Raw genomic sequence first — 19,349 nt, 5'->3', positions numbered from 1 at the left:
GTAATGACGCCGACGCAATGGCGCCGATCACATCTGACAGCAAAAAGTGTTCCTTACTGCATCACACATAACAACTGTAGGAGTGAGCCTGCTCGCGATAGCGGTGTGTCAGCCAATGCATTCATCGACTGATTCACCGCTATCGCGAGCAGGCTCACTCCTACAGGTTTTTGTATTTGGCCTTGAATCAGGCGTACTGCGCGGCGGCGTAGCCCGAGGCCCAGGCCCACTGGAAGTTGAAACCGCCCAAGTGGCCAGTGACGTCTAGGACTTCACCGATGAAATACAGGCCGGGGCTTTTCAGCGATTCCATGGTCTTGGAGGAGACTTCGCGAGTGTCGACACCGCCAAGGGTCACTTCGGCCGTGCGATAACCCTCAGTCCCCGCTGGCACGACTTTCCAGCTGCCGAGCTTCTCGGCAATTTCCGCCAGTTCCGCGTGGGTGTATTGCTTCATCGGTTTGGACACGAACCAGTTGTCCGCCAGCAGATTGGCCATCTTCTTGGTGAAAATCTCACCCAGCAGAGTTTTCAATTCACTGTTCGGACGCTCGGCCACTTGCTGCTGCAACCAGCTCGCCGCGTCGTGATCCGGCAGCAGGTTGATCTCAACCGTGTCGCCGGATTCCCAGAACGAGGAAATCTGCAAAATCGCCGGGCCGCTGAGGCCACGGTGAGTGAAGAGGATGTTCTCGCGAAAGCTCTGATCGTTGCAGCTGACCAGACAATCCACCGAAGTGCCGGACAGCTCGGTGCACAGTTCCTTGAGTTGATCGGTGATGGTGAACGGCACCAGACCGGCGCGGGTCGGCAGCAGTTCATGGCCGAACTGTTTGGCCACTTGATAACCGAAACCGGTAGCGCCCAGCGTCGGGATCGACAGACCGCCGGTGGCGATCACCAGCGACTGGCACTGGATCTGGCCCAGTGTGGTGTCGAGCAGGTAACCGCTTTCGATCTTCTCGATGGTCTGGATCGAGGTGTCCAGATGCAGCTCGACACCGACCTGATCGCACTCGGTCAGGAGCATTTCGAGGATGTCGCTGGATTTGTTATCGCAGAACAACTGGCCGAGTTTCTTCTCGTGGTACGGCACGGCGTGTTTGCCGACCATGCCGATGAAATCCCACTGGGTATAGCGCGCCAGCGCGGATTTGCAGAAGTGTGGGTTCTGCGAGAGGAAATTGCTCGGCTCGGTGTACATGTTGGTGAAATTGCAGCGGCCACCGCCCGACATCAGGATTTTCTTGCCGGCCTTGTTCGCGTGGTCGAGCAGCAACACCTGACGCCCACGCCCGGCGGCGGTCAGTGCACACATCAACCCAGCGGCGCCTGCGCCAATGATCACGACTTCGGTAGAGCGCAAAACGGTGTCCTCACACAATGATCGTTCCCACGCTCTGCGTGGGAACGCCGCCATGGACGCTCTGCGTCCGTTGTTATGTGACGCGGAGCGTCACGGGATGCATTCCCACGCAGAGCGTGGGAACGATCAGGTCAGAGGATGCGGACGCGCAGCGAACGGCCTTTGATCTTGCCGTCGTTCAGACGCTGCAAGGCCTGCATGGCCACGGTGCGGTCAACAGCCACATAGGCCTGGAAGTCAAAAATCGCGATCTTGCCAACCTGTGCACCGGGAATGCCGGCATCGCCAGTCAGTGCACCCAGAATGTCGCCCGGACGCACTTTGTCTTTACGGCCAGCACCGATGCACAGGGTGGTCATCGGCGGTTGCAGCGGGGCGAGGCCCTGGGACTTGAGGTTATCGACCTGATCCCAGTTCAGCGGTGATTTCTGCAGTTGTTCGATGGCTTGCGCGCGGTGCGCTTCGCCCGGAGCAACCAGGCTGATCGCGATGCCTTTTTCGCCAGCACGACCGGTACGGCCAACGCGGTGAATGTGGATTTCCGAATCGCGGGCGAGTTCGACGTTGATCACCATGTCCAGTGCATCGATGTCCAGACCACGGGCGGCGACGTCGGTGGCAACCAGTACCGAGGTACTGCGGTTGGCGAACATCGCCAGCACCTGATCGCGGTCACGCTGTTCCAGATCGCCATGCAGGCCGACGGCGGAAATGCCTTTGGCGGTCAGGTGATCGACGGTTTCCTGCACTTGCTGCTTGGTGAAGCAGAACGCCACGCAGGACGCCGGACGGAAGTGGTGCAGGACTTTGGTCACCACGCTCATACGATCTTCCGGGGAAATCTCGTAGAAACGCTGCTCGATCTGCGTGTCATCGTGGAACGCTTCGGCTTTCACCGTTTGCGGATCACGCATGAACTTCGACGCCAGTTGCTTGATGCCCACCGGGTAAGTCGCAGAGAACAGCAGGGTCTGACGGCGCTCCGGGGTTTTGACGATGATGTCTTCGATGGCGTCGTAGAAGCCCATGTCGAGCATGCGGTCGGCTTCGTCGAGGATCAAAGTGTTCAGGCCGTCGAGGACCAGCGAACCCTTGCGCAGGTGCTGCTGAATACGCCCCGGGGTGCCGACGATGATGTGCGCGCCGTGCTCCAGCGAAGCGATTTGCGGGCCGAACGACACGCCGCCGCACAGGGTCAGGACTTTGATGTTGTCTTCGGCACGGGCCAGACGACGGACTTCCTTGGCAACCTGGTCGGCCAGCTCGCGCGTCGGGCAGATCACCAGTGCCTGGCAACCGAAGTAGCGCGGGTTGATCGGGTTGAGCAGGCCGATGCCGAACGCGGCGGTCTTGCCGCTGCCGGTCTTGGCCTGAGCGATCAGGTCCATCCCCTTGAGGATCACCGGCAAGCTCTGCGCCTGGATCGGCGTCATCTGGGCATAACCGAGGGATTCGAGGTTAGCCAGCATGGCGGCGGACAGCGGCAGAGTATTAAAAGCGGTGGCGATGGTGGTCACGGGACTGGCCTGCAAAACAAAATGTCGCGCAGTGTAGCAGCCCCGTGCCACTTTCTTCGAAAGTTCTGGACGAACAGTGGTTAATGTTCGATGTGTTCTTCCGGACGTTTGGCGCGGCGGCCGTCTTCCTTCGACAGTTGCGAGAAGATCGTCGCAGCGAGCATGGCCATGATGCCGACGGTGACGAAGGTCAGCTGGAACGCGCCGAGCACGGTCTCCACGCCATCGTTACCGATCTCTGCGGTAAACCCGCCGAGCAACGCGCCGGCGCAGGCAACGCCCAGACTCAATGACAACTGCGCCACCACCGAGAGCAAGCTGTTGCCACTGCTGGCGCTGGCATCGTCGAGATCAATCAGCGTCACGGTGTTCATCGCCGTAAATTGCAGCGAGTTGATCGCGCCCAGCACTGCCAGCAGGCACAGCAACAACCAATACGGCGTCTGCTCGCTGACCAGGCCCATGCTCGCCAGCATGATCCCCAGTGCCAGGGTGTTGCCGGTGAGCACGATACGATAACCGAGCCGCTCAATCAGCGGCCGTGCCATCCACTTGGCAAACATCGCCGCCGCCGCCAGTGGCAGCATGCTCATCCCCGCTTGCGACGGTGAATAGCCCAGCGCCACTTGCAGCAGCAACGGCACCAGAAATGGTAATGCGCCGCTGCCCAGGCGGGCGAACAGGTTTCCGAGAATGCCGACGGCAAACGTGCGGGTCTTGAACAGCGATGGCGCGAACAGCGGGTTTTCGATGTGCCCGGCGCGCAACCAGTACGCCGCCAGACACGCCAGACCGGCGAACAGCAGCAACATCACCCGCAGATGCGGCAAGTGCAGTTCGCCAAGGCCTTCCATGGCGATGGTGATCAGGATCATCGCCGCGCCGAACAGCAGGAAACCCAGGCTATCGAAACGCGTGCGCTCGGTGCCGCGCAGGTCGGGAATGAATTTCCACACGGCGTAGCAACCGATCACGCCGACCGGCAGGTTGATCAGGAAGATCCAGTGCCACGTCAGGTACTCGACCATCCAGCCGCCCATGGTCGGGCCGATCAGCGGACCGAGCAGGCCGGGGATGGTGATGAAGCCCATGATCCGCACCAGTTCGGATCGCGGATAGGCGCGCAGTACGACGAGTCGCCCGACCGGTAGCATCAGCGCACCGCCCAGGCCCTGAATCACCCGGGCGCCGACCAGCATGCTCAGACTGCTCGACAAGGCGCAGAGCAGCGAGCCGAAGCTGAACAACAAGATCGCGCCGAAGAAGATTTTCTTGGTGCCGAAACGGTCGGCGATCCAGCCTGAGGCCGGTATCAGCAAGGCCACGGTGAGCATGTAGGCGATGATCACGCCTTGCATGCGCAACGGGTCTTCGGCCAGATCCCGAGCCATGGCCGGCAGGGCGGTGTTGAGGATGGTCCCGTCGAGGGACTGCATGAAGAACGCAATGGCGACGACCCACGGCAACCAGCGTGCGGTGATGGCGTCGAGAGGCGGGCGGTTGGGCATGGAACCTCTTGTCGTTGAAGTTAATGCATATCCATTGTCGAGCGCGGTCAGTGTGGGAGCGAGCTTGCTCGCGAAGAGGCCATTTCATTCAACATCGATGTCGATTGATCTACCGCTTTCGCGAGCAGGCTCGCTCCCACAGGTTTTGCGTTTACAGGGTCAAGGTCAAACGGCTCACCAACGCCCCCGGCAGCAACGCCGACGAGGTATTGCGCTGGCTGTACGTACTCGCCGACAGCAACAACTCACGCTCGGCGGTCAACGCTTCCAGCTGTGAACCCAGCAGGCTGTAAGCGCTGTCGTCGAAGCGCATGGTGCTGACCGGCGCCTGGATCTCGCCGTTCTCGACCCAGAAGGTCGCAAACCGAGTCATGCCGGTCATGCGCGCCGCCGGTTGATCCGAGAAGTTCAGGTACCACAGGTTGCTGATGTACAGCCCGGTGCCCAACTGTTTGAGGATCTCTGCTTGCGCCAGATCGCCCGCCGCCATGTTCAACGCACTCGGCATTTCCCCGCCGCCGGCGCCGTTGGCGGTCAGGCCATATTCCGCTGCACTGCGCGAGCCGACCAGTTGATCGCCAGCCTTGCCTTCGACGATCAGGCGCAAATCACTGCGCGGATAACCCTCGCCGGAAAACGCCGGGCTCAGCGATTCGCTGACTTTCTCATCCAGCGACAGCAGTGGACTGAACGCCTGATCGCCGACATACAGCTTTTGCAACGGGCTGCTCTTACTGGCGATCGACTGCGCCGAGAAACCGCCCCAGCTCAGCATGCCCATGATTTCTTCCAGCGCCGCCGGTGCCAGATACGCGCGGTACTGCCCCGGCGCCAAGGTGCGCAGCGGTCGGCCGAGAAATTCCAGTTGCTCGCGGGCCTGGCCGAAGCGCTTGGCGAAGCCTTCGCTGCTCCAGTCATGCCCGGCGTAGCTGGCTTTCACTGCTTCACCGTTCTGGTGGAACAGGCTGAAATCGAAGTTGAAGCTGTTGGCCTGATGCCAGCCAAATGCGCCTGAAGAACTGGCGAAACCACGGCTGATCGGGCCGGCGGCATAGAAACCCACCAGATCCAGACCTTCAGCGGCAGCGCAGATTTCATCGACAACCTGTTCGGTGTCCGGCAGCGGATGCTCCTGCACATTTTTGCTCTGCCAGCCGTTGTGGTTGAGCAACAGGTACGGATCCTGCGGCAGCAGCGGCAGGGTTTCGCGCAGTTGTTGCAGGCCTTCGGCGAGGCGTTGCAGATCGCCTTCCTGATCACCGGACAGGGTGACTTGCAGGTCGGCGTGGCGACCGTCGTTGATCAGTTTCAGGACGATATTGGCCTGCTGCACTTGCCCGGCCTGACGCACCTTGGCGTGATTGAAACGCACGAACGCCGAGGATTCGGCGGCATAGCTGAGGGTGAACTGTTCCGGCTCGCGCACGCTGTCGCGCAGCCAATTGACCATGACCTTGAAGGCGTCGGACTGACTCTTCGAAATGCTCATCAGGCGTCTCCCCCAAACACATCAACGTTGCTGAATACGCAGGCCGGCGAAGCGTGGCCGACGCGGATCACCTGGTTCGGTTCGCCCTTGCCGCAGTTCGGCGTGCCCAGCACCTTGACGGTGTTGGCGTCGCCGACGGCGCGCAGGCTTTTCCAGAAGTGCGCGGAAATCGCCCGGTAGTTCGGGTTTTTCACCACACCTTTCAGTTCACCGTTTTCGATCAACTGGCCCCATTCACAGCCGAACTGGAATTTGTTGCGCGCATCGTCGATCGACCATGAGCGGTTGGTGCTCATCAGGATGCCGTGCTCGATGCCTTCGATCAGTTTGTTCAGAGGCTGATCGCCCGGTTCGATATTGAGGTTGGCCATGCGGTCTATCGGCGGGCGGTTCCAGCCGCAGGCGCGGCTGTTGGCAACGCCATCGAGACCGGCGCGGAACTGCGACAGCGCACCGCCCAGCGGGCGCAACAACAGGCCATCGCGGATCAGGAATTGTTTGCTGGCCTTGCTGCCATCGTCATCGTGGCCATAGCTGGCGAGTTCTTCGGGAATGCCCGGGTCGAACGTCACGTTGAGCAGTTTCGAGCCGTATTGCAGGCTGCCGAAGTCGCTGGCTTTGACGAAACTGGTGCCGGCGTAATTGCGCTCGTCGCCGAGGATGCGGTCGAGTTCCAGCGGGTGGCCGATGGATTCGTGGATTTGCAGCATCATTTGATCGGGCATCAACAGCAGGTCGCGCGGGCCTTGCGGGGTGTTCGGCGCAAGCAGCAGTTGCAGGGCCTGATCGGCGACTTGCGGGCCGGCGCCGATCAAACCGCAGCGGCTGATCACATCAGCGCCGCCCTGTTGGCCGAAATTCTCGCGGCCAAGGCTACGAGTCTGGCTGTCGTTGCCATCGTAAGCGGTGACGTCGAGGCCCGGATAGACGAAGCGCTGCGCTTGGCGCAATTCAGCCCCGGCGCTGCTCAGGTAGATCTGTTCGACGTGGGTAAGGCCAATGCTCACTTCCCAATTCACCAGGCGCTCATCCTTTGGCACCGAGGCGGATTCCGCGCCGAGCAGCTCAAAACATTCGCTCAGGGACGGGAAGGCTTGGTCGAGATTGGGTGAAAAGTAATCAGCACGATCGCTGGACACCGGCTGATCGCGCAGGTCGAGCAAGGCGTGCGGTTTGAGGCGGCGGGCTTGCTGCTCGGCGCGTTCGAGGGCGGCTTGCAGACCTTGTTGCGAGAGGTCGTTGGTCGCCGCGTAGGCCTCAACGCCATTGACGCGCACGGTGAGCATCGCGCCTTCGTCGCGTCTCAGGCTCGGCGGCTCGGCGACATTCTTGCGCACCGACAGATATTGCCCGGACTCGCGTACATACCGCAGGGAAAAAAACTCAGCGCCCGTGCGCAAGGCAGCAAAGCGCTGCTTGAGCTGGGGGTGGAAATCGAACATTCGGGAACCTCCTTGTCAGGGGGAAGCGGTAGAGCAGCGGCGGGGAGGGGGTGAAACGGTTGCGCGAGGTCTAGAGTAGGCCTGCGTGGGGGGTAGGATCAAGTGAAGAGGGGGTGTAGGGGGATTTACTGTGCGAGGCAGGAGATCGTTCCCACGCTCTGCGTGGGAACGCCGCCATGGACGCTCTGCGTCCGCTGTGTGACGCGGAGCGTCAGGGGATGCATTCCCACTCAGAGCGTGGGAACGATCACTTCAGGCTACTGAGCAGCCGGGGTGATATCACGCATCGGCTTGCCCTTCACCGGCGCATCGCCCGCGACGTAGTACGGCGCGGTGCTACGCGGCAGCGGCTGGCGGCCACGGATCTTGTCGGCGATTTTCTCGGCGATCATGATCGTTGGCGCGTTGAGGTTGCCAGTGGTGATGATCGGCATGATCGAGGCATCGACCACACGCAGGCTCTGCATGCCGTGCACGCGACCTTCGCCATCCACTACAGCCATTTCGTCGGTGCCCATCTTGCACGAGCAGGACGGGTGGAACGCAGTTTCGGCGTGCTCGCGGATGAACTTGTCCAGCTGCTCATCGGTTTGCACTTCGATGCCCGGGCTGATTTCGCGGCCACGGAAAGCGTCGAGCGCCGGCTGTTGCATGATTTCACGGGTCAGGCGAATGCCGTCGCGGAATTCCTGCCAGTCTTGCTCGGTGGCCATGTAGTTGAACAGGATGCTCGGGTGCTGGCGCGGGTCTTTCGACTTGGCCTGGATGCGACCACGGCTTGGCGAACGCATGGAACCCATGTGTGCCTGAAAGCCGTGCTCTTTCACACCGTTGCTGCCGTTGTAGTTAATCGCTACCGGCAGGAAGTGGTACTGGATGTTCGGCCATTCGAATTCCGGACGCGAACGGATGAAACCGCCGGCTTCGAACTGGTTGCTGGCGCCGATGCCGGTGCCGTTGAACAGCCACTCGGCACCGATGGCTGGCTGGTTGTACCAGAGCAGCGACGGGTACAGCGAAACCGGCTGAGTGCAAGCGTATTGCAGGTACAGCTCAAGGTGATCCTGCAGGTTTTCACCGACGCCCGGCAGATCGTGAACGACCGGGATGTCGAGGGATTTCAGCAGTTCGGCAGGGCCGACACCGGAGCGCTGCAGAATCTGCGGCGAAGCGATGGCGCCGGAGCACAGCAGCACTTCTTTGCGCGCTTTGGCTTCAACGCGCTCTTCAGCGTCGCCGACCAGGTAACGCACGCCGACCGCACGTTTGCCTTCAAACAGAATCTTGTCGGTCAGGGCGTGGGTGACGATGGTCAGGGTCGAACGCTTCTTGGCGACGTCGAGGTAGCCACGGGCGGTGGATGCACGACGGCCGTTCGGCGTCACGGTGCGGTCCATCGGGCCGAAGCCTTCCTGCTGGTAACCGTTGAGGTCTTCGGTGCGCGGGTAACCGGCCTGCACACCGGCTTCGACCATGGCGTGGAACAGCGGGTTGTTGCCCGCCTTCGGCGTGGTCACGCTGACCGGGCCTTCGCCACCGTGGTAGTCGTTCGGGCCGATGTCGCGGGTTTCCGCTTTGCGGAAGTACGGCAGGCAGTCGAGGTACGACCAGTTTTCCAGGCCTGGCAGTTTTGCCCAGCCGTCGTAGTCCATCGCGTTGCCACGGATGTAGCACATGCCGTTGATCAGCGAGGAACCGCCGAGGCCTTTGCCGCGACCGCATTCCATGCGGCGACCGTCCATGTGTGGCTCTGGATCGGTTTCGTAGGCCCAGTTGTAGCGACGACCTTGCAGCGGGAATGCCAGGGCAGCGGGCATTTGCGTGCGGAAGTCGAAACGGTAGTCCGGACCGCCAGCTTCGAGCAGCAGAACGGTGACGCCTTCGTCTTCAGTCAGACGGGTCGCCAGGGTGTTACCGGCCGAGCCGGCACCGATGATGATGTAATCGAATTCTTGGGACATTGAATGCACCCTCTTTAGATGTGGTCAGGTCGGGCCTGACGAGTGCTTTGCACTCGAATCGCGAGCGGGCTCACTCCCATAGGAGACACTGTTCCAATGTGGGAGCGAGCCTGCTCGCGAAGACGGCCTCACGAGCAATACAAGACTCGGGTCTTAGAACACCGAGACGTAATCGCCCAGCTCGACCTGTACCGATTTGATGCGGGTGAAGTTGTTCAGCGAGCTGATGCCGTTCTCACGGCCAACACCCGACTGCTTGTAACCGCCGACCGGCATTTTTGCGTCGGACTCGCCCCAGGCGTTGATCCAGCAGATACCGGCTTCCAGTTGATGAATCACGCGGTGTGCGCGGTTCAGGTCTTTGGTGACGATACCGGCGGCCAAACCGAAGTCGGTGTCGTTGGCGCGGCGGATCACTTCTTCTTCGGTCTCGTAGGAGAGGATCGCCATCACTGGGCCAAAGATTTCTTCGCGAACGATGGTCATGTCGTCGGTGCAATCGGTGAACACGGTAGGTGCCACGAACGCGCCTTTGGCGAATTCGCCGTCGGTCAGACGGTCGCCGCCGCACAGGACGCGGGCGCCTTGTTCTTTACCCTTGGCGATGTAACCCAACACGCTTTCCATGTGCGCGAAGCTGACCAGCGGGCCGAAGTTGGTGTTTTCGTCTTCCGGGTTGCCGACGCGGATGCGTGCAACGCGCTCAACGATCTTGGCTTCGAAAGCGGCTTTCAGGTGCGCCGGAACGAACACGCGAGTGCCGTTGGTGCAGACCTGGCCGGAGCTGTAGAAGTTGGCCATCATCGCGGTGTCGGCAGCACGATCGAGATCGGCGTCGTCGCAGATGATCAGCGGAGACTTGCCGCCCAGTTCCATGGTCACGTCTTTCAGCGACGAAGCCGAAGCGCTGGCCATCACCTTCTTGCCGGTGTCGGTGCCGCCGGTGAAGGAGATTTTTTCGATGCGCGGGTGCTCGGTCAGCCAGGTACCGACTTCACGGCCGCTGCCGGTCAGTACGTTGAAAACGCCATTTGGAACGCCGGCTTCGGTGTAGATCTCGGCCAGTTTCAGGGTGGTCAGCGAGGTCACTTCGCTTGGCTTGAAGATCATCGCGTTACCGGCCGCCAGGGCTGGCGCGGATTTCCACAGCGCGATCTGGATCGGGTAGTTCCACGCGCCGATACCGGCGACAACGCCCAGCGGCTCGCGACGGGTGTAGACGAAAGAAGTGTCACGTAGCGGGATCTGCTCGCCTTCGATCGCTGGCACCAGGCCTGCGTAGTATTCCAGCACGTCAGCACCGGTAACGATGTCGACGTACTTGGTTTCGGAGAAGGCTTTACCGGTGTCCAGGGTTTCCAGCGCGGCCAGTTCATCGTTGCGCTCGCGCAGGATGTCGACGGCGCGACGCAGGATGCGCGAACGCTCCATGGCGGTCATCGCGGCCCAGATTTTCTGGCCCTTTTCAGCGCTGACCACAGCGCGCTCAACGTCTTCCTTGGTCGCACGTTGCACCAGTGCGAGGACTTCACCGTTAGCCGGGTTGATGGCTTCGAAGGTGGCATCGCTGCCGGCGTCGGAGTACGCGCCATCGATGTAAAGTTTTTGCAGTTCGAAACGGGCCATAGTGTCCTCGCAAGTGCATTGGTGGTTGGCGTTGACCACCGCGGTGAGGCTGCGGTGGCGGTTCAGGGGCCGAGCGTTTTCTGTGTGCTCTAGCTCACCTTCTTGGCCAATTGGAAATCCATGTATTCGTAAGCGATCTGTTGCGCCTGCGCCGTGTCGAAAGCGTCTCCCGACAGCGCGCCGCGCAACCACAAGCCGTCAATCAACGCTGCCAGCCCCCGCGCTGCGCTGCGCGCATTTTCGAGCGGCAGCACACGGCGGAACTGACAGCACAGGTTGGAATACAGACGGTGATCGTTGATCCGCTGCAACCTGTGCAAAGACGGCTGGTGCATGCTGGTGGCCCAAAAGGCCAGCCAGGTTTTCATTGCCGGGCCATTGACCTGGCTGGCGTCGAAGTTGCCTTCGATGATCACCTGCAGATGCGCCCGTGGGCTGTCATCTGCCAGCGCCTGCCGGCGCGCGGTGACGCTCTCGCTGAGGGCGGTCATCAGATACCGCATCGTGGCGGCAATCAGGCCGTTCTTGTCCTGAAAGTAATGACTGATGATGCCATTCGAGACACCGGCCAAACGGGCGATCAGCGCAATGCTGGCGTCCCCCATTCCGACCTGATCGACCGCCTGCAATGTGGCTTCGATCAGTTGTTGGCGGCGGATGGGTTGCATACCGACCTTGGGCATCTTGCACATCTCCTTAGGCCTTCCGAGCGGCGAATCACGCCGATCGGATTGAGGGCCAGTCTATTTTGTTTTGATTGAACGTTCAATCAACAAAGAATAAGATCTGCGACAAATCGTCGCTGCCTACAGCTTTTTCCTACGTGTAAGTGGCGATAAAACCGACATCCGAAAAAGCTCGAAACCTGCGTGGGGCATGGCGCGGTTCGCGATTCGATGGACGTGTTGAAAGGGCAAGACGCTCAGGGCCAGGTTTCGGATGACCGTCCGTCCACCTTCGGCCACGAAAGCGATTCGCAGCGCCATTTCGGCAGGTTCGGGCTTTTTTCGGGGTGTCTTTATATCACCCGCCGGTCGGCTGCCAACTAACCGATTGGTCGGGTTCCGTGTTGCCTTGTGTTCTTCTCTCGCACTGCCTGGAGCATTTGTGCCATGAGTTCTGCCTCGCTTATAAAGACCCCGCCCGAGAAGGTGACGGTCAACGGTTGGGTGTTTTACACCTCTACCGCGCTGATTCTGTTGTTGACCGCCATTCTGATTATCGCCCCGCAAGAGGCCGGCAGACTGTTGGGTATCGCTCAGGCCTGGTTGTCGCGCAGCTTCGGCTGGTACTACATGGTGGTCATCGCCGCCTACCTGGTGTTTGTGGTGGGCCTGGCGTTTTCTTCGTACGGCAAACTCAAACTGGGCAGCAAGGACGACACCCCGGATTTCAGTTACGGCGCCTGGGCGGGGATGCTGTTCTCGTCGGGTATCGGTATTTCGCTGTTGTACTTCGGCGCATCCGAGCCACTGGATCACTACTTCAACCCGCCGGAAGGCGCTTCGGCCAGCAACTTGGCCGCGCGCCAGGCGGTACAGCTGACCTTCCTGCACTGGGGTCTGCACGGCTGGGCGATCTACGCACTGGTCGGTCTGGCCGTGGCGTACTTTGCTTATCGTCATAACCAGCCGCTGGCCCTGCGTTCGGCGCTGTATCCGCTGGTCGGCGAGCGTTGGGTCAAGGGTGCGGCCGGTCACGCGGTGGACGGCTTCGGCATGTTCGTGACCCTGCTGGGTCTGGTGACCAACCTGGGGATTGGTTCGCTGCAAGTGTCCTCGGGCCTGGAAAACCTGTTCGGCATGGAACACAGCAACACCAACCTGCTGATCGTGATCATCGTGATGAGCACCGTGGCGACCATCGCAGCCGTGTCCGGCGTGGAAAACGGCATCCGTCGTCTGTCCAACCTGAACATCGTGCTGTTCAGCGGTCTGCTGATTTTCGTGCTGTTGTTTGGCCCGACTTTGCACCTGCTCAACGGCTTCGTGCAGAACATCGGCGACTACCTCAATGGCATCGTGCTGAAAACCTTCGACCTTTATGTGTACGAAGGCGACAACGCCAAGTCCGAGCGCTGGATGGGCCTGTGGACCCTGTTCTACTGGGCGTGGTGGATTTCCTGGGCGCCATTCGTAGGCATGTTCATCGCGCGTATTTCCCGTGGTCGTACCGTGCGTGAGCTGGTGGCGGGTGTACTGCTGATTCCGCTGGGCTTCACCCTGGCCTGGCTGTCGATCTTCGGTAACTCGGCACTGGACCTGGTGATGAACCATGGCGCGGTGGAGCTCGGCAAGACGGCGCTGGAACAGCCGTCGATGGCGATCTATCAATTGCTTGAGCACTACCCGGCGTCGAAAGTCGTTATCGGTGTGTCGATCTTTGTTGGCTTCGTGCTGTTCCTGACCCCGGCCGACTCCGGCGCGGTGATGATGGCGAATCTGTCCTGCAAGGGCGGTAACGTCGATGAAGATGCGCCGCACTGGCTGCGGATCTTCTGGTCGGTGGTGATCACCCTGGTGACCATCGGTCTGCTGTTTGCCGGTAACTTCGAAGCCATGCAAACCATGGTGGTGCTGGCCGGTCTGCCGTTCTCGGTGGTGCTGGTGTTCTTCATGTTCGGCTTGCACAAGGCCATGCGTCAGGACGTGCAGATCGAACAGGAGCAGGCGCAGCTGGCGGAGCGCGGTCGTCGTGGTTTCAGCGAGCGTCTGACGCAACTGGATCTGCAACCGAGCCAATCGGTGGTGCAACGCTTCATGGACAAGCAGGTCAGCCCGGCGCTGGAAGATGCTGCTGCGCAGATGCGTGCGCAGGGTCTGGAAGTGCAGACGCTGTTGGGTAAATCCAAGCGCTGCATGGGTGTGCGCGTGGAGATGGAAGAGGGCAACCCTTTCGTTTACGAAGTGAGCCTGGACGGCTATCTGGCGACCCCGACCGAATCGGCGCAGTCCGATGAAGCGCGCCAGCGTTACTACCGCGCCGAGGTGTACCTGCACAACGGCAGCCAGGATTACGACCTGATGGGCTTCACGCAGGATCAGATCACACGCGATGTGCTCGATCAGTTTGAAAGCCATCGGCAGCTCCTTGGCCGGGTGTATAGCTAAACCGCTAAAACAAAAGGGGCTCGATTGAGCCCCTTTTGCATGATCGTTCCCATGCTCCGCGTGGGAATGTCTCAATGGACGCTCTGCGTCCGCTGTTGTGGGACGCGGAGCGTCCCGGCTGCATTCCCACGCAGAGCGTGGGAACGATCAGGGATCGCTCACCGCGATCCCTTTTTTTATCCCGCCTTAACCGAGATTCTTGCCCAGCAACGCGTGATACAACTCACTGTCGCCCAAGATCCCCACCACATGATTGTCATCGTGCAGCACCAGCTTGTTGCCGGTCTGATAACGAATCTGCAACGCATCGCGCATACCGATATTAGAGTCCACCAGCGTCGGCTTGCGCTCCAGGCCTTCCACCGCTTGGCCCGGTGCCCAGTTCTGCAGGTTCAGCACCGAACCATTCTGCCGCGCACCTTTGATGGTGTTGCCTTCGGCCAGGTCCAGCCACGAATCGCCGCCCGGATCGAGGCACACCGAACCATTGATGCGTTTGCACTTGTCCAGGGTGCGCATCAGGCTGCGGCCGCAGAGCACGTTGAGCGGATTGGTGTGCGCAACGAAAGTGCGCACGTAGTCGTCCGCCGGGTTCAGCACGATCTCTTCCGGCACGCTGTACTGGATGATCCGGCCGTCTTTCATGATCGCGATGCGGCTACCCAATTTGAGCGCCTCGTCGAGGTCGTGGCTCACGAAGACAATGGTCTTGCTCAGCTTGCGTTGCAGTTCCAGCAGTTCATCCTGCAGGCCCTGACGGATCAGCGGGTCGAGGGCCGAGAACGGTTCGTCCATCAATAGAATGTCGGCGTCCATCGCCAGCGCCCGCGCCAGACCAACACGCTGCTGCATGCCGCCGGAGAGTTCGTCGGGCTTCTTGTTGCGCCATTGGGTCAGGCCGACCAGTTCGAGTTTCTCGTCGACGAGCTTCTTGCGTTCCTTCTCCGGGCGACCCTGCATTTCCAGACCGAAACTGATGTTCTCGCGCACCGTTAGCCAAGGCATCAGGGCGAACTTCTGAAAGACCATGGCGATGCGTTTGGTGCGCATCATTTTCAGTTCGGCCGGGGTGCAGGAGGCGATGTCGATCTGACGGTTTTCATGCTCGACGAACAGCTTGCCGCGGCTCACGGTGTTGAGGCCGTTGATGCAGCGCAGCAGGCTCGACTTGCCCGAGCCGGACAAGCCCATCAGCACGCAGATCTCGCCTTTATTGATGTCCAGCGTGGCTTTTTCCACGCCGACGATCTGTCCGGTCTTCTTCAGGATCTCGTTGCGGGTCATGCCCTGATCCAGCAGCTTGAGCGCCTCGCGCGGGTCTTTGGAGAAGATTACGTCGACGTCTTCGAAGCGAATTATGCTCATGCGTCACCCCCTGCTTTAGCGTCGGGTTGTTTGCAGATACGGTCGAGCATGATCGCCAGCAGTACGATCGCCAGGCCCGCTTCGAAGCCCAGGGCGATATCAGCAGTGTTCAGTGCGTTGACCACCGGTTTGCCGAGTCCGTCGGCGCCTACCAGTGCCGCGATCACCACCATCGACAACGACAGCATGATGCACTGGGTGATGCCGGCCGCGATGCTCGGCATGGCGTGCGGCAGTTCGATCCGTGAGAGCAATTGGCGACGCGAGCAGCCGAAGGCCTTGCCGGCGTCCATCAGTTCTTGCGGGACATCGCGGATGCCCAGGTAGGTCAGGCGGATCGGCGCAGCGATGGCGAACACCACTGTGGAGATCAGGCCTGGCACCACACCCAGCCCGAAGAGGGTCAGGGTAGGAATGAGGTAAACGAAGGTCGGTACGGTCTGCATCAGATCGAGTACCGGACGCATGACCGTGTAGAACATCGGTTTGTGCGCGGCGACGATGCCCAACGGCACGCCGATGACCACGCAGACCAGGGTTGCGAACATGACCTGGGCGAGGGTTTCCATGGTCTCCTGCCAGTACCCCAGATTGAGGATCAGCAGGAAGGAGGCAATGACGAACGCAGTCAGGCCCCATTTACGCTGAATGAAGTGAGCGAGTAGTGCGATCAGGCCAATCAAGACCAGTGGGTTGAACCAGGTCAGCGCAAACGTCACGCCGTGGATCATCGTTTCCAGTGTCACGGCGATTGCGTCGAAGGTGTTGGCGCCGTGTTGCGTCAACCATTCAACGAAGCCCGCGATGTACTGGCCTAAAGGTATTTTCTGATCAATCAGCATGGTAGTGAACGTCCGCATGCAAGGAAATAAACAGCCCGGGCGGGCGAACCCACCCGGCATAAGCGATTACTGAAGCTTGGCTTTCACGGCCTCCAGGCCAGGTTTACCGTCAATGGTGGTCACGCCAGCGAGCCAGGTATCGAGCACTTGTGGATTCTTTTTCAGCCAGGCCTTGGCGGCCGCGTCAGGCTTCATCTTGTCGTCGAGGATGTTGCCCATCAGTTCGCTTTCCATGTCGACGGTGAACTCCAGGTTCTTCAGCAACTGACCGACGTTGCTGCATTCCTCGGCGTAACCCTTGCGGGTGTTGGTCGCTACGGTCGCAGCACCGAAATCGGGGCCGAAGAAATCATCGCCACCGGTCAGGTATTGAATCTTGAAGCGCTTGTTCATCGGGTGCGGCGCCCAGCCGAGGAAGACCACGGCGGTGTCGCGTTTTTGCGCGCGATCCACCTGCGAGAGCATGCCCGCTTCCGACGATTCGACGACTTTGAAACCGGCGGTTTTCAGGCCGAAAGCGTCCTTGTCGATCATGCTCTGGATCAGACGGTTGCCGTCATTGCCGGGCTCGATGCCGTAGATCTTGCCGTCGAGTTCTTTCTTGAATTTGGCGATGTCGGCGAAGTCATGCAGACCTTTGTCATACAGGGCTTGCGGCACGGCGAGGGTGTACTTGGCGCCCTTGAGGTTGGTGCGCACGGTTTCCACGGTGCCGGCGTCGCGGTAAGCCTTGATGTCGTTTTCCATGGTCGGCATCCAGTTGCCGAGGAAAACGTCCATGTTCTTGCCGTCGGCCAGCGACTTGTAGGTCACGGGCACGGAGATCATGGTGGTCTTGGTCTTGTAGCCGAGGGCGTTGAGGACAACGGAGGTGGTAGCGGTGGTAGCGGTGATGTCGGTCCAGCCGACATCGGAGAAGTTAACGGTACTGCACTGTGCCGGTTCTGCAGCTTGCGCCAGTAACGGCAGACTCAGCATGGCGGCCAACAACAACGACGGGGAACCTTTCATGGATGGACTCCTTGGTGTTTTTTTTGGCAGTGTTCCGACTGTGGACCACCGCACTTATAGGTTGCGGTTGGATGGCGTTCTGGAGACAGCTCTACCACGGCGCCTTGCAATCGAGTCATAACGATCATGTACCAGTGAAAATCTGACGCCTACAGGGGGGGTCGTATCCAGTACAGGGATGGTCGCATCCAGTGTCAGTGACGTCGTTTACAGCTTTTTTCAGCCCCGAATGGCCATCTGAACCGCACAAAAACGGCGAAAAACCGGGGCGAAAACGGCGCGGCGCTGGTGGACATGAGTGCGTCGGTGTCAGACGCCGTGCGCTCCGACAAAAGCCTGATGATGCGGGCATTCCGGCGGATCGCAGCTTGAGCGTAGCAGCTCCGCCAGCGGGCGCTTCACGCCCCGGACCGGCATCCTCAGGAGCTCTGCAGCAATGGCTATCAGCGTTTTCGACCTGTTCAAAATCGGCATCGGCCCTTCCAGTTCCCACACCGTCGGGCCCATGCGCGCCGCGGCGTTGTTCGTCGAGTCGCTTCGGGACAAGCACCAGTTGGAACAGGTGCGTCGTATAGAAGTGCAATTGTTCGGATCGCTGTCGGCTACCGGTATCGGTCACGGCAGCGACAACGCGGTGATCATGGGGTTGATGGGCGAGTGGCCGGACGCAATCGACCCGTCGCAGATCGGCCCACGTATCCAGGCGCTGCGCGAAACGCACACCCTGCTATTGGATGGTCGCTTGTCGGTGCCGTTTGTCTGGGCACGGGACATGCGCCTGATCGATGAAAATCTGCCTTTCCATCCCAATGCCATGACGATTGTTGCTGACGGCGATCACGGCGAACTGCATCGCGACACCTACTATTCGGTGGGTGGCGGTTTTGTCGTCGATCAAAAGCAGGCGTCCAGCGGAGTGGTCGATCTGGATCGCACTGAGTTGCCGTACGACTTTTCCAGCGCGGTTGAGCTGTTGGAGTTGTGCAAGAAAAACAACCTGCGCGTTGCCGAATTGATGCTGGCCAACGAAAAGGTCTGGCGCAGTGAAGAAGAGATTCGCGCCGGGCTGATGAAGCTGTGGCGAGCGATGCAGGATTGCGTTGAGCAGGGCCTCAAGCACGAAGGCATCCTGCCCGGCGGTTTGAATGTACGTCGACGTGCGGCGAAGTTGCATCGCAGTCTTCAGGAATTGGGCAAGCCCAATGTGATCGGCTCGACGCTGAGCGCGATGGAGTGGGTCAACCTGTTCGCTCTGGCGGTTAATGAAGAAAACGCGGCGGGTGGGCGCATGGTCACGGCGCCGACCAATGGCGCGGCGGGCATCATTCCGGCGGTGTTGCACTACTTTATGAAGTTCAGTGAAGCGGTGACTGACGCCAACGTGGTCGATTACTTCCTCGGTGCAGCGGCGGTGGGGATTCTGTGCAAGAAGAATGCTTCGATCTCGGGCGCCGAAGTGGGTTGCCAGGGCGAAGTCGGTTCGGCGTGTGCGATGGCGGCGGCGGGGCTGGCGGAGATTCTTGGTGCCACGCCGGAGCAGTTGTGCAACGCAGCGGAGATTGGTCTTGAACACAACCTTGGGCTGACTTGCGATCCGGTCGGTGGCCTGGTGCAGGTGCCGTGCATCGAGCGTAATGCGATTGCCGCGGTCAAGGCGATCAACGCGGCGCAAATGGCATTGCGTGGCGATGGTCAGCACTTTATCTCGCTGGATCGGGTGATCCGCACCATGCGTGATACCGGCGCTGATATGCATGACAAATATAAAGAGACATCGCGTGGTGGATTGGCGGTCAGTGCGGTTGAGTGCTGAGACCGAGTCGCCTCCATCGCGAGCAGGCTCGCTCCCACAGTAGATCTCCAGTGAACACAAAATGTGTGAACGCCAGGGTCCAATGTGGGAGCGAGCCTGCTCGCGAAGGGGCCAGACCAGTCAAAATTGCTCATCAAGTGAACACAGACAATAAATCACGCCACCTTTTAGCGCGTCGCAAACAGATAAGAGTCTTTCCCAGCTGTTACATGCATTCAGCACCCCCTACCGTCCGTCACCCGTGCTTGCGGTGACACTCCCCACAAACTGCGCGCAGGCCAGTTCCCACAAGTGCTACC

The 19,349-nt window shown here is 60.3% G+C and carries 13 protein-coding genes; 2 read left to right on the top strand and 11 right to left on the bottom strand.

Going from position 1 to position 19,349, the window contains the following annotated elements; genetic code table 11:
• Positions 1 to 187 precede the first annotated feature (187 nt).
• The 8 genes from AB4O11_RS06205 to betI all read right to left on the bottom strand — a co-directional run bounded on the left by AB4O11_RS06205 (position 188) and on the right by betI (position 11,592).
• Entirely contained in the window at positions 188 to 1,366 is a 1,179-nt protein-coding gene (locus AB4O11_RS06205; RefSeq protein WP_077574845.1) for a BaiN/RdsA family NAD(P)/FAD-dependent oxidoreductase, read from the bottom strand.
• A gap of 131 nt (positions 1,367 to 1,497) precedes the next feature.
• Positions 1,498 to 2,883, bottom strand: a complete 1,386-nt coding sequence (gene dbpA, locus AB4O11_RS06200) for an ATP-dependent RNA helicase DbpA (protein ID WP_093429879.1) — start codon at positions 2,881 to 2,883, stop codon at positions 1,498 to 1,500.
• Between the two features lie 80 nt (positions 2,884 to 2,963).
• Positions 2,964 to 4,391: a multidrug transporter subunit MdtD gene (gene mdtD, locus AB4O11_RS06195; RefSeq protein WP_099757388.1), complete on the bottom strand. Its 1,428-nt coding sequence runs from the start codon at positions 4,389 to 4,391 to the stop codon at positions 2,964 to 2,966.
• 151 nt (positions 4,392 to 4,542) lie between these two features.
• Positions 4,543 to 5,880, bottom strand: a complete 1,338-nt coding sequence (locus tag AB4O11_RS06190) for a TldD/PmbA family protein (RefSeq protein WP_093429881.1) — start codon at positions 5,878 to 5,880, stop codon at positions 4,543 to 4,545.
• The gene (locus tag AB4O11_RS06185; RefSeq protein ID WP_460097190.1) at positions 5,880 to 7,322 is read right to left on the bottom strand and encodes a TldD/PmbA family protein; all 1,443 of its coding nucleotides are present in this window, start codon (positions 7,320 to 7,322) and stop codon (positions 5,880 to 5,882) included. Before AB4O11_RS06185 ends, AB4O11_RS06190 begins: the two co-directional genes overlap by 1 nt.
• A gap of 257 nt (positions 7,323 to 7,579) precedes the next feature.
• Positions 7,580 to 9,283 (bottom strand): choline dehydrogenase, encoded by a 1,704-nt coding sequence (gene betA / locus AB4O11_RS06180; protein WP_099757387.1) that lies wholly within the window; start codon positions 9,281 to 9,283, stop codon positions 7,580 to 7,582.
• A 153-nt stretch (positions 9,284 to 9,436) separates the two neighbouring features.
• Positions 9,437 to 10,909: a betaine-aldehyde dehydrogenase gene (gene betB / locus AB4O11_RS06175; protein ID WP_007949771.1), complete on the bottom strand. Its 1,473-nt coding sequence runs from the start codon at positions 10,907 to 10,909 to the stop codon at positions 9,437 to 9,439.
• A gap of 89 nt (positions 10,910 to 10,998) precedes the next feature.
• A complete protein-coding gene (betI, locus tag AB4O11_RS06170; protein WP_460130347.1) occupies positions 10,999 to 11,592 on the bottom strand; it encodes a transcriptional regulator BetI in 594 nt (197 codons plus the stop codon).
• A 486-nt stretch (positions 11,593 to 12,078) separates the two neighbouring features.
• Between betI and AB4O11_RS06165 the strand changes: the two genes are divergently transcribed.
• Complete coding sequence (locus tag AB4O11_RS06165; protein WP_460092282.1) at positions 12,079 to 14,019, top strand: BCCT family transporter; 1,941 nt, start codon at positions 12,079 to 12,081, stop codon at positions 14,017 to 14,019.
• A gap of 186 nt (positions 14,020 to 14,205) precedes the next feature.
• Here AB4O11_RS06165 and choV read toward each other — a convergent pair whose 3' ends face one another.
• From choV to AB4O11_RS06150, 3 genes are all read right to left on the bottom strand, one after another.
• A complete protein-coding gene (gene choV / locus AB4O11_RS06160; RefSeq protein WP_034153601.1) occupies positions 14,206 to 15,384 on the bottom strand; it encodes a choline ABC transporter ATP-binding protein in 1,179 nt (392 codons plus the stop codon).
• The gene (gene choW / locus AB4O11_RS06155; protein WP_093429887.1) at positions 15,381 to 16,226 is read right to left on the bottom strand and encodes a choline ABC transporter permease subunit; all 846 of its coding nucleotides are present in this window, start codon (positions 16,224 to 16,226) and stop codon (positions 15,381 to 15,383) included. The genes choV and choW overlap by 4 nt, the downstream gene beginning before the upstream one ends.
• A gap of 66 nt (positions 16,227 to 16,292) precedes the next feature.
• Positions 16,293 to 17,237: a choline ABC transporter substrate-binding protein gene (locus AB4O11_RS06150; protein WP_007918300.1), complete on the bottom strand. Its 945-nt coding sequence runs from the start codon at positions 17,235 to 17,237 to the stop codon at positions 16,293 to 16,295.
• Positions 17,238 to 17,673: 436 nt separating this feature from the next.
• Between AB4O11_RS06150 and AB4O11_RS06145 the strand changes: the two genes are divergently transcribed.
• Positions 17,674 to 19,050 carry an L-serine ammonia-lyase gene (locus AB4O11_RS06145; protein ID WP_257356472.1) on the top strand — a complete coding sequence of 459 codons (1,377 nt, stop codon included), beginning with the start codon at positions 17,674 to 17,676 and terminating at the stop codon, positions 19,048 to 19,050.
• Positions 19,051 to 19,349: the final 299 nt, after the last annotated feature.

This window comes from Pseudomonas sp. H1_D05, assembly GCF_054682705.1.
Note: the sequence above shows the minus strand (reverse complement) of the source record. Positions and strands in the feature narration are given on the sequence as shown.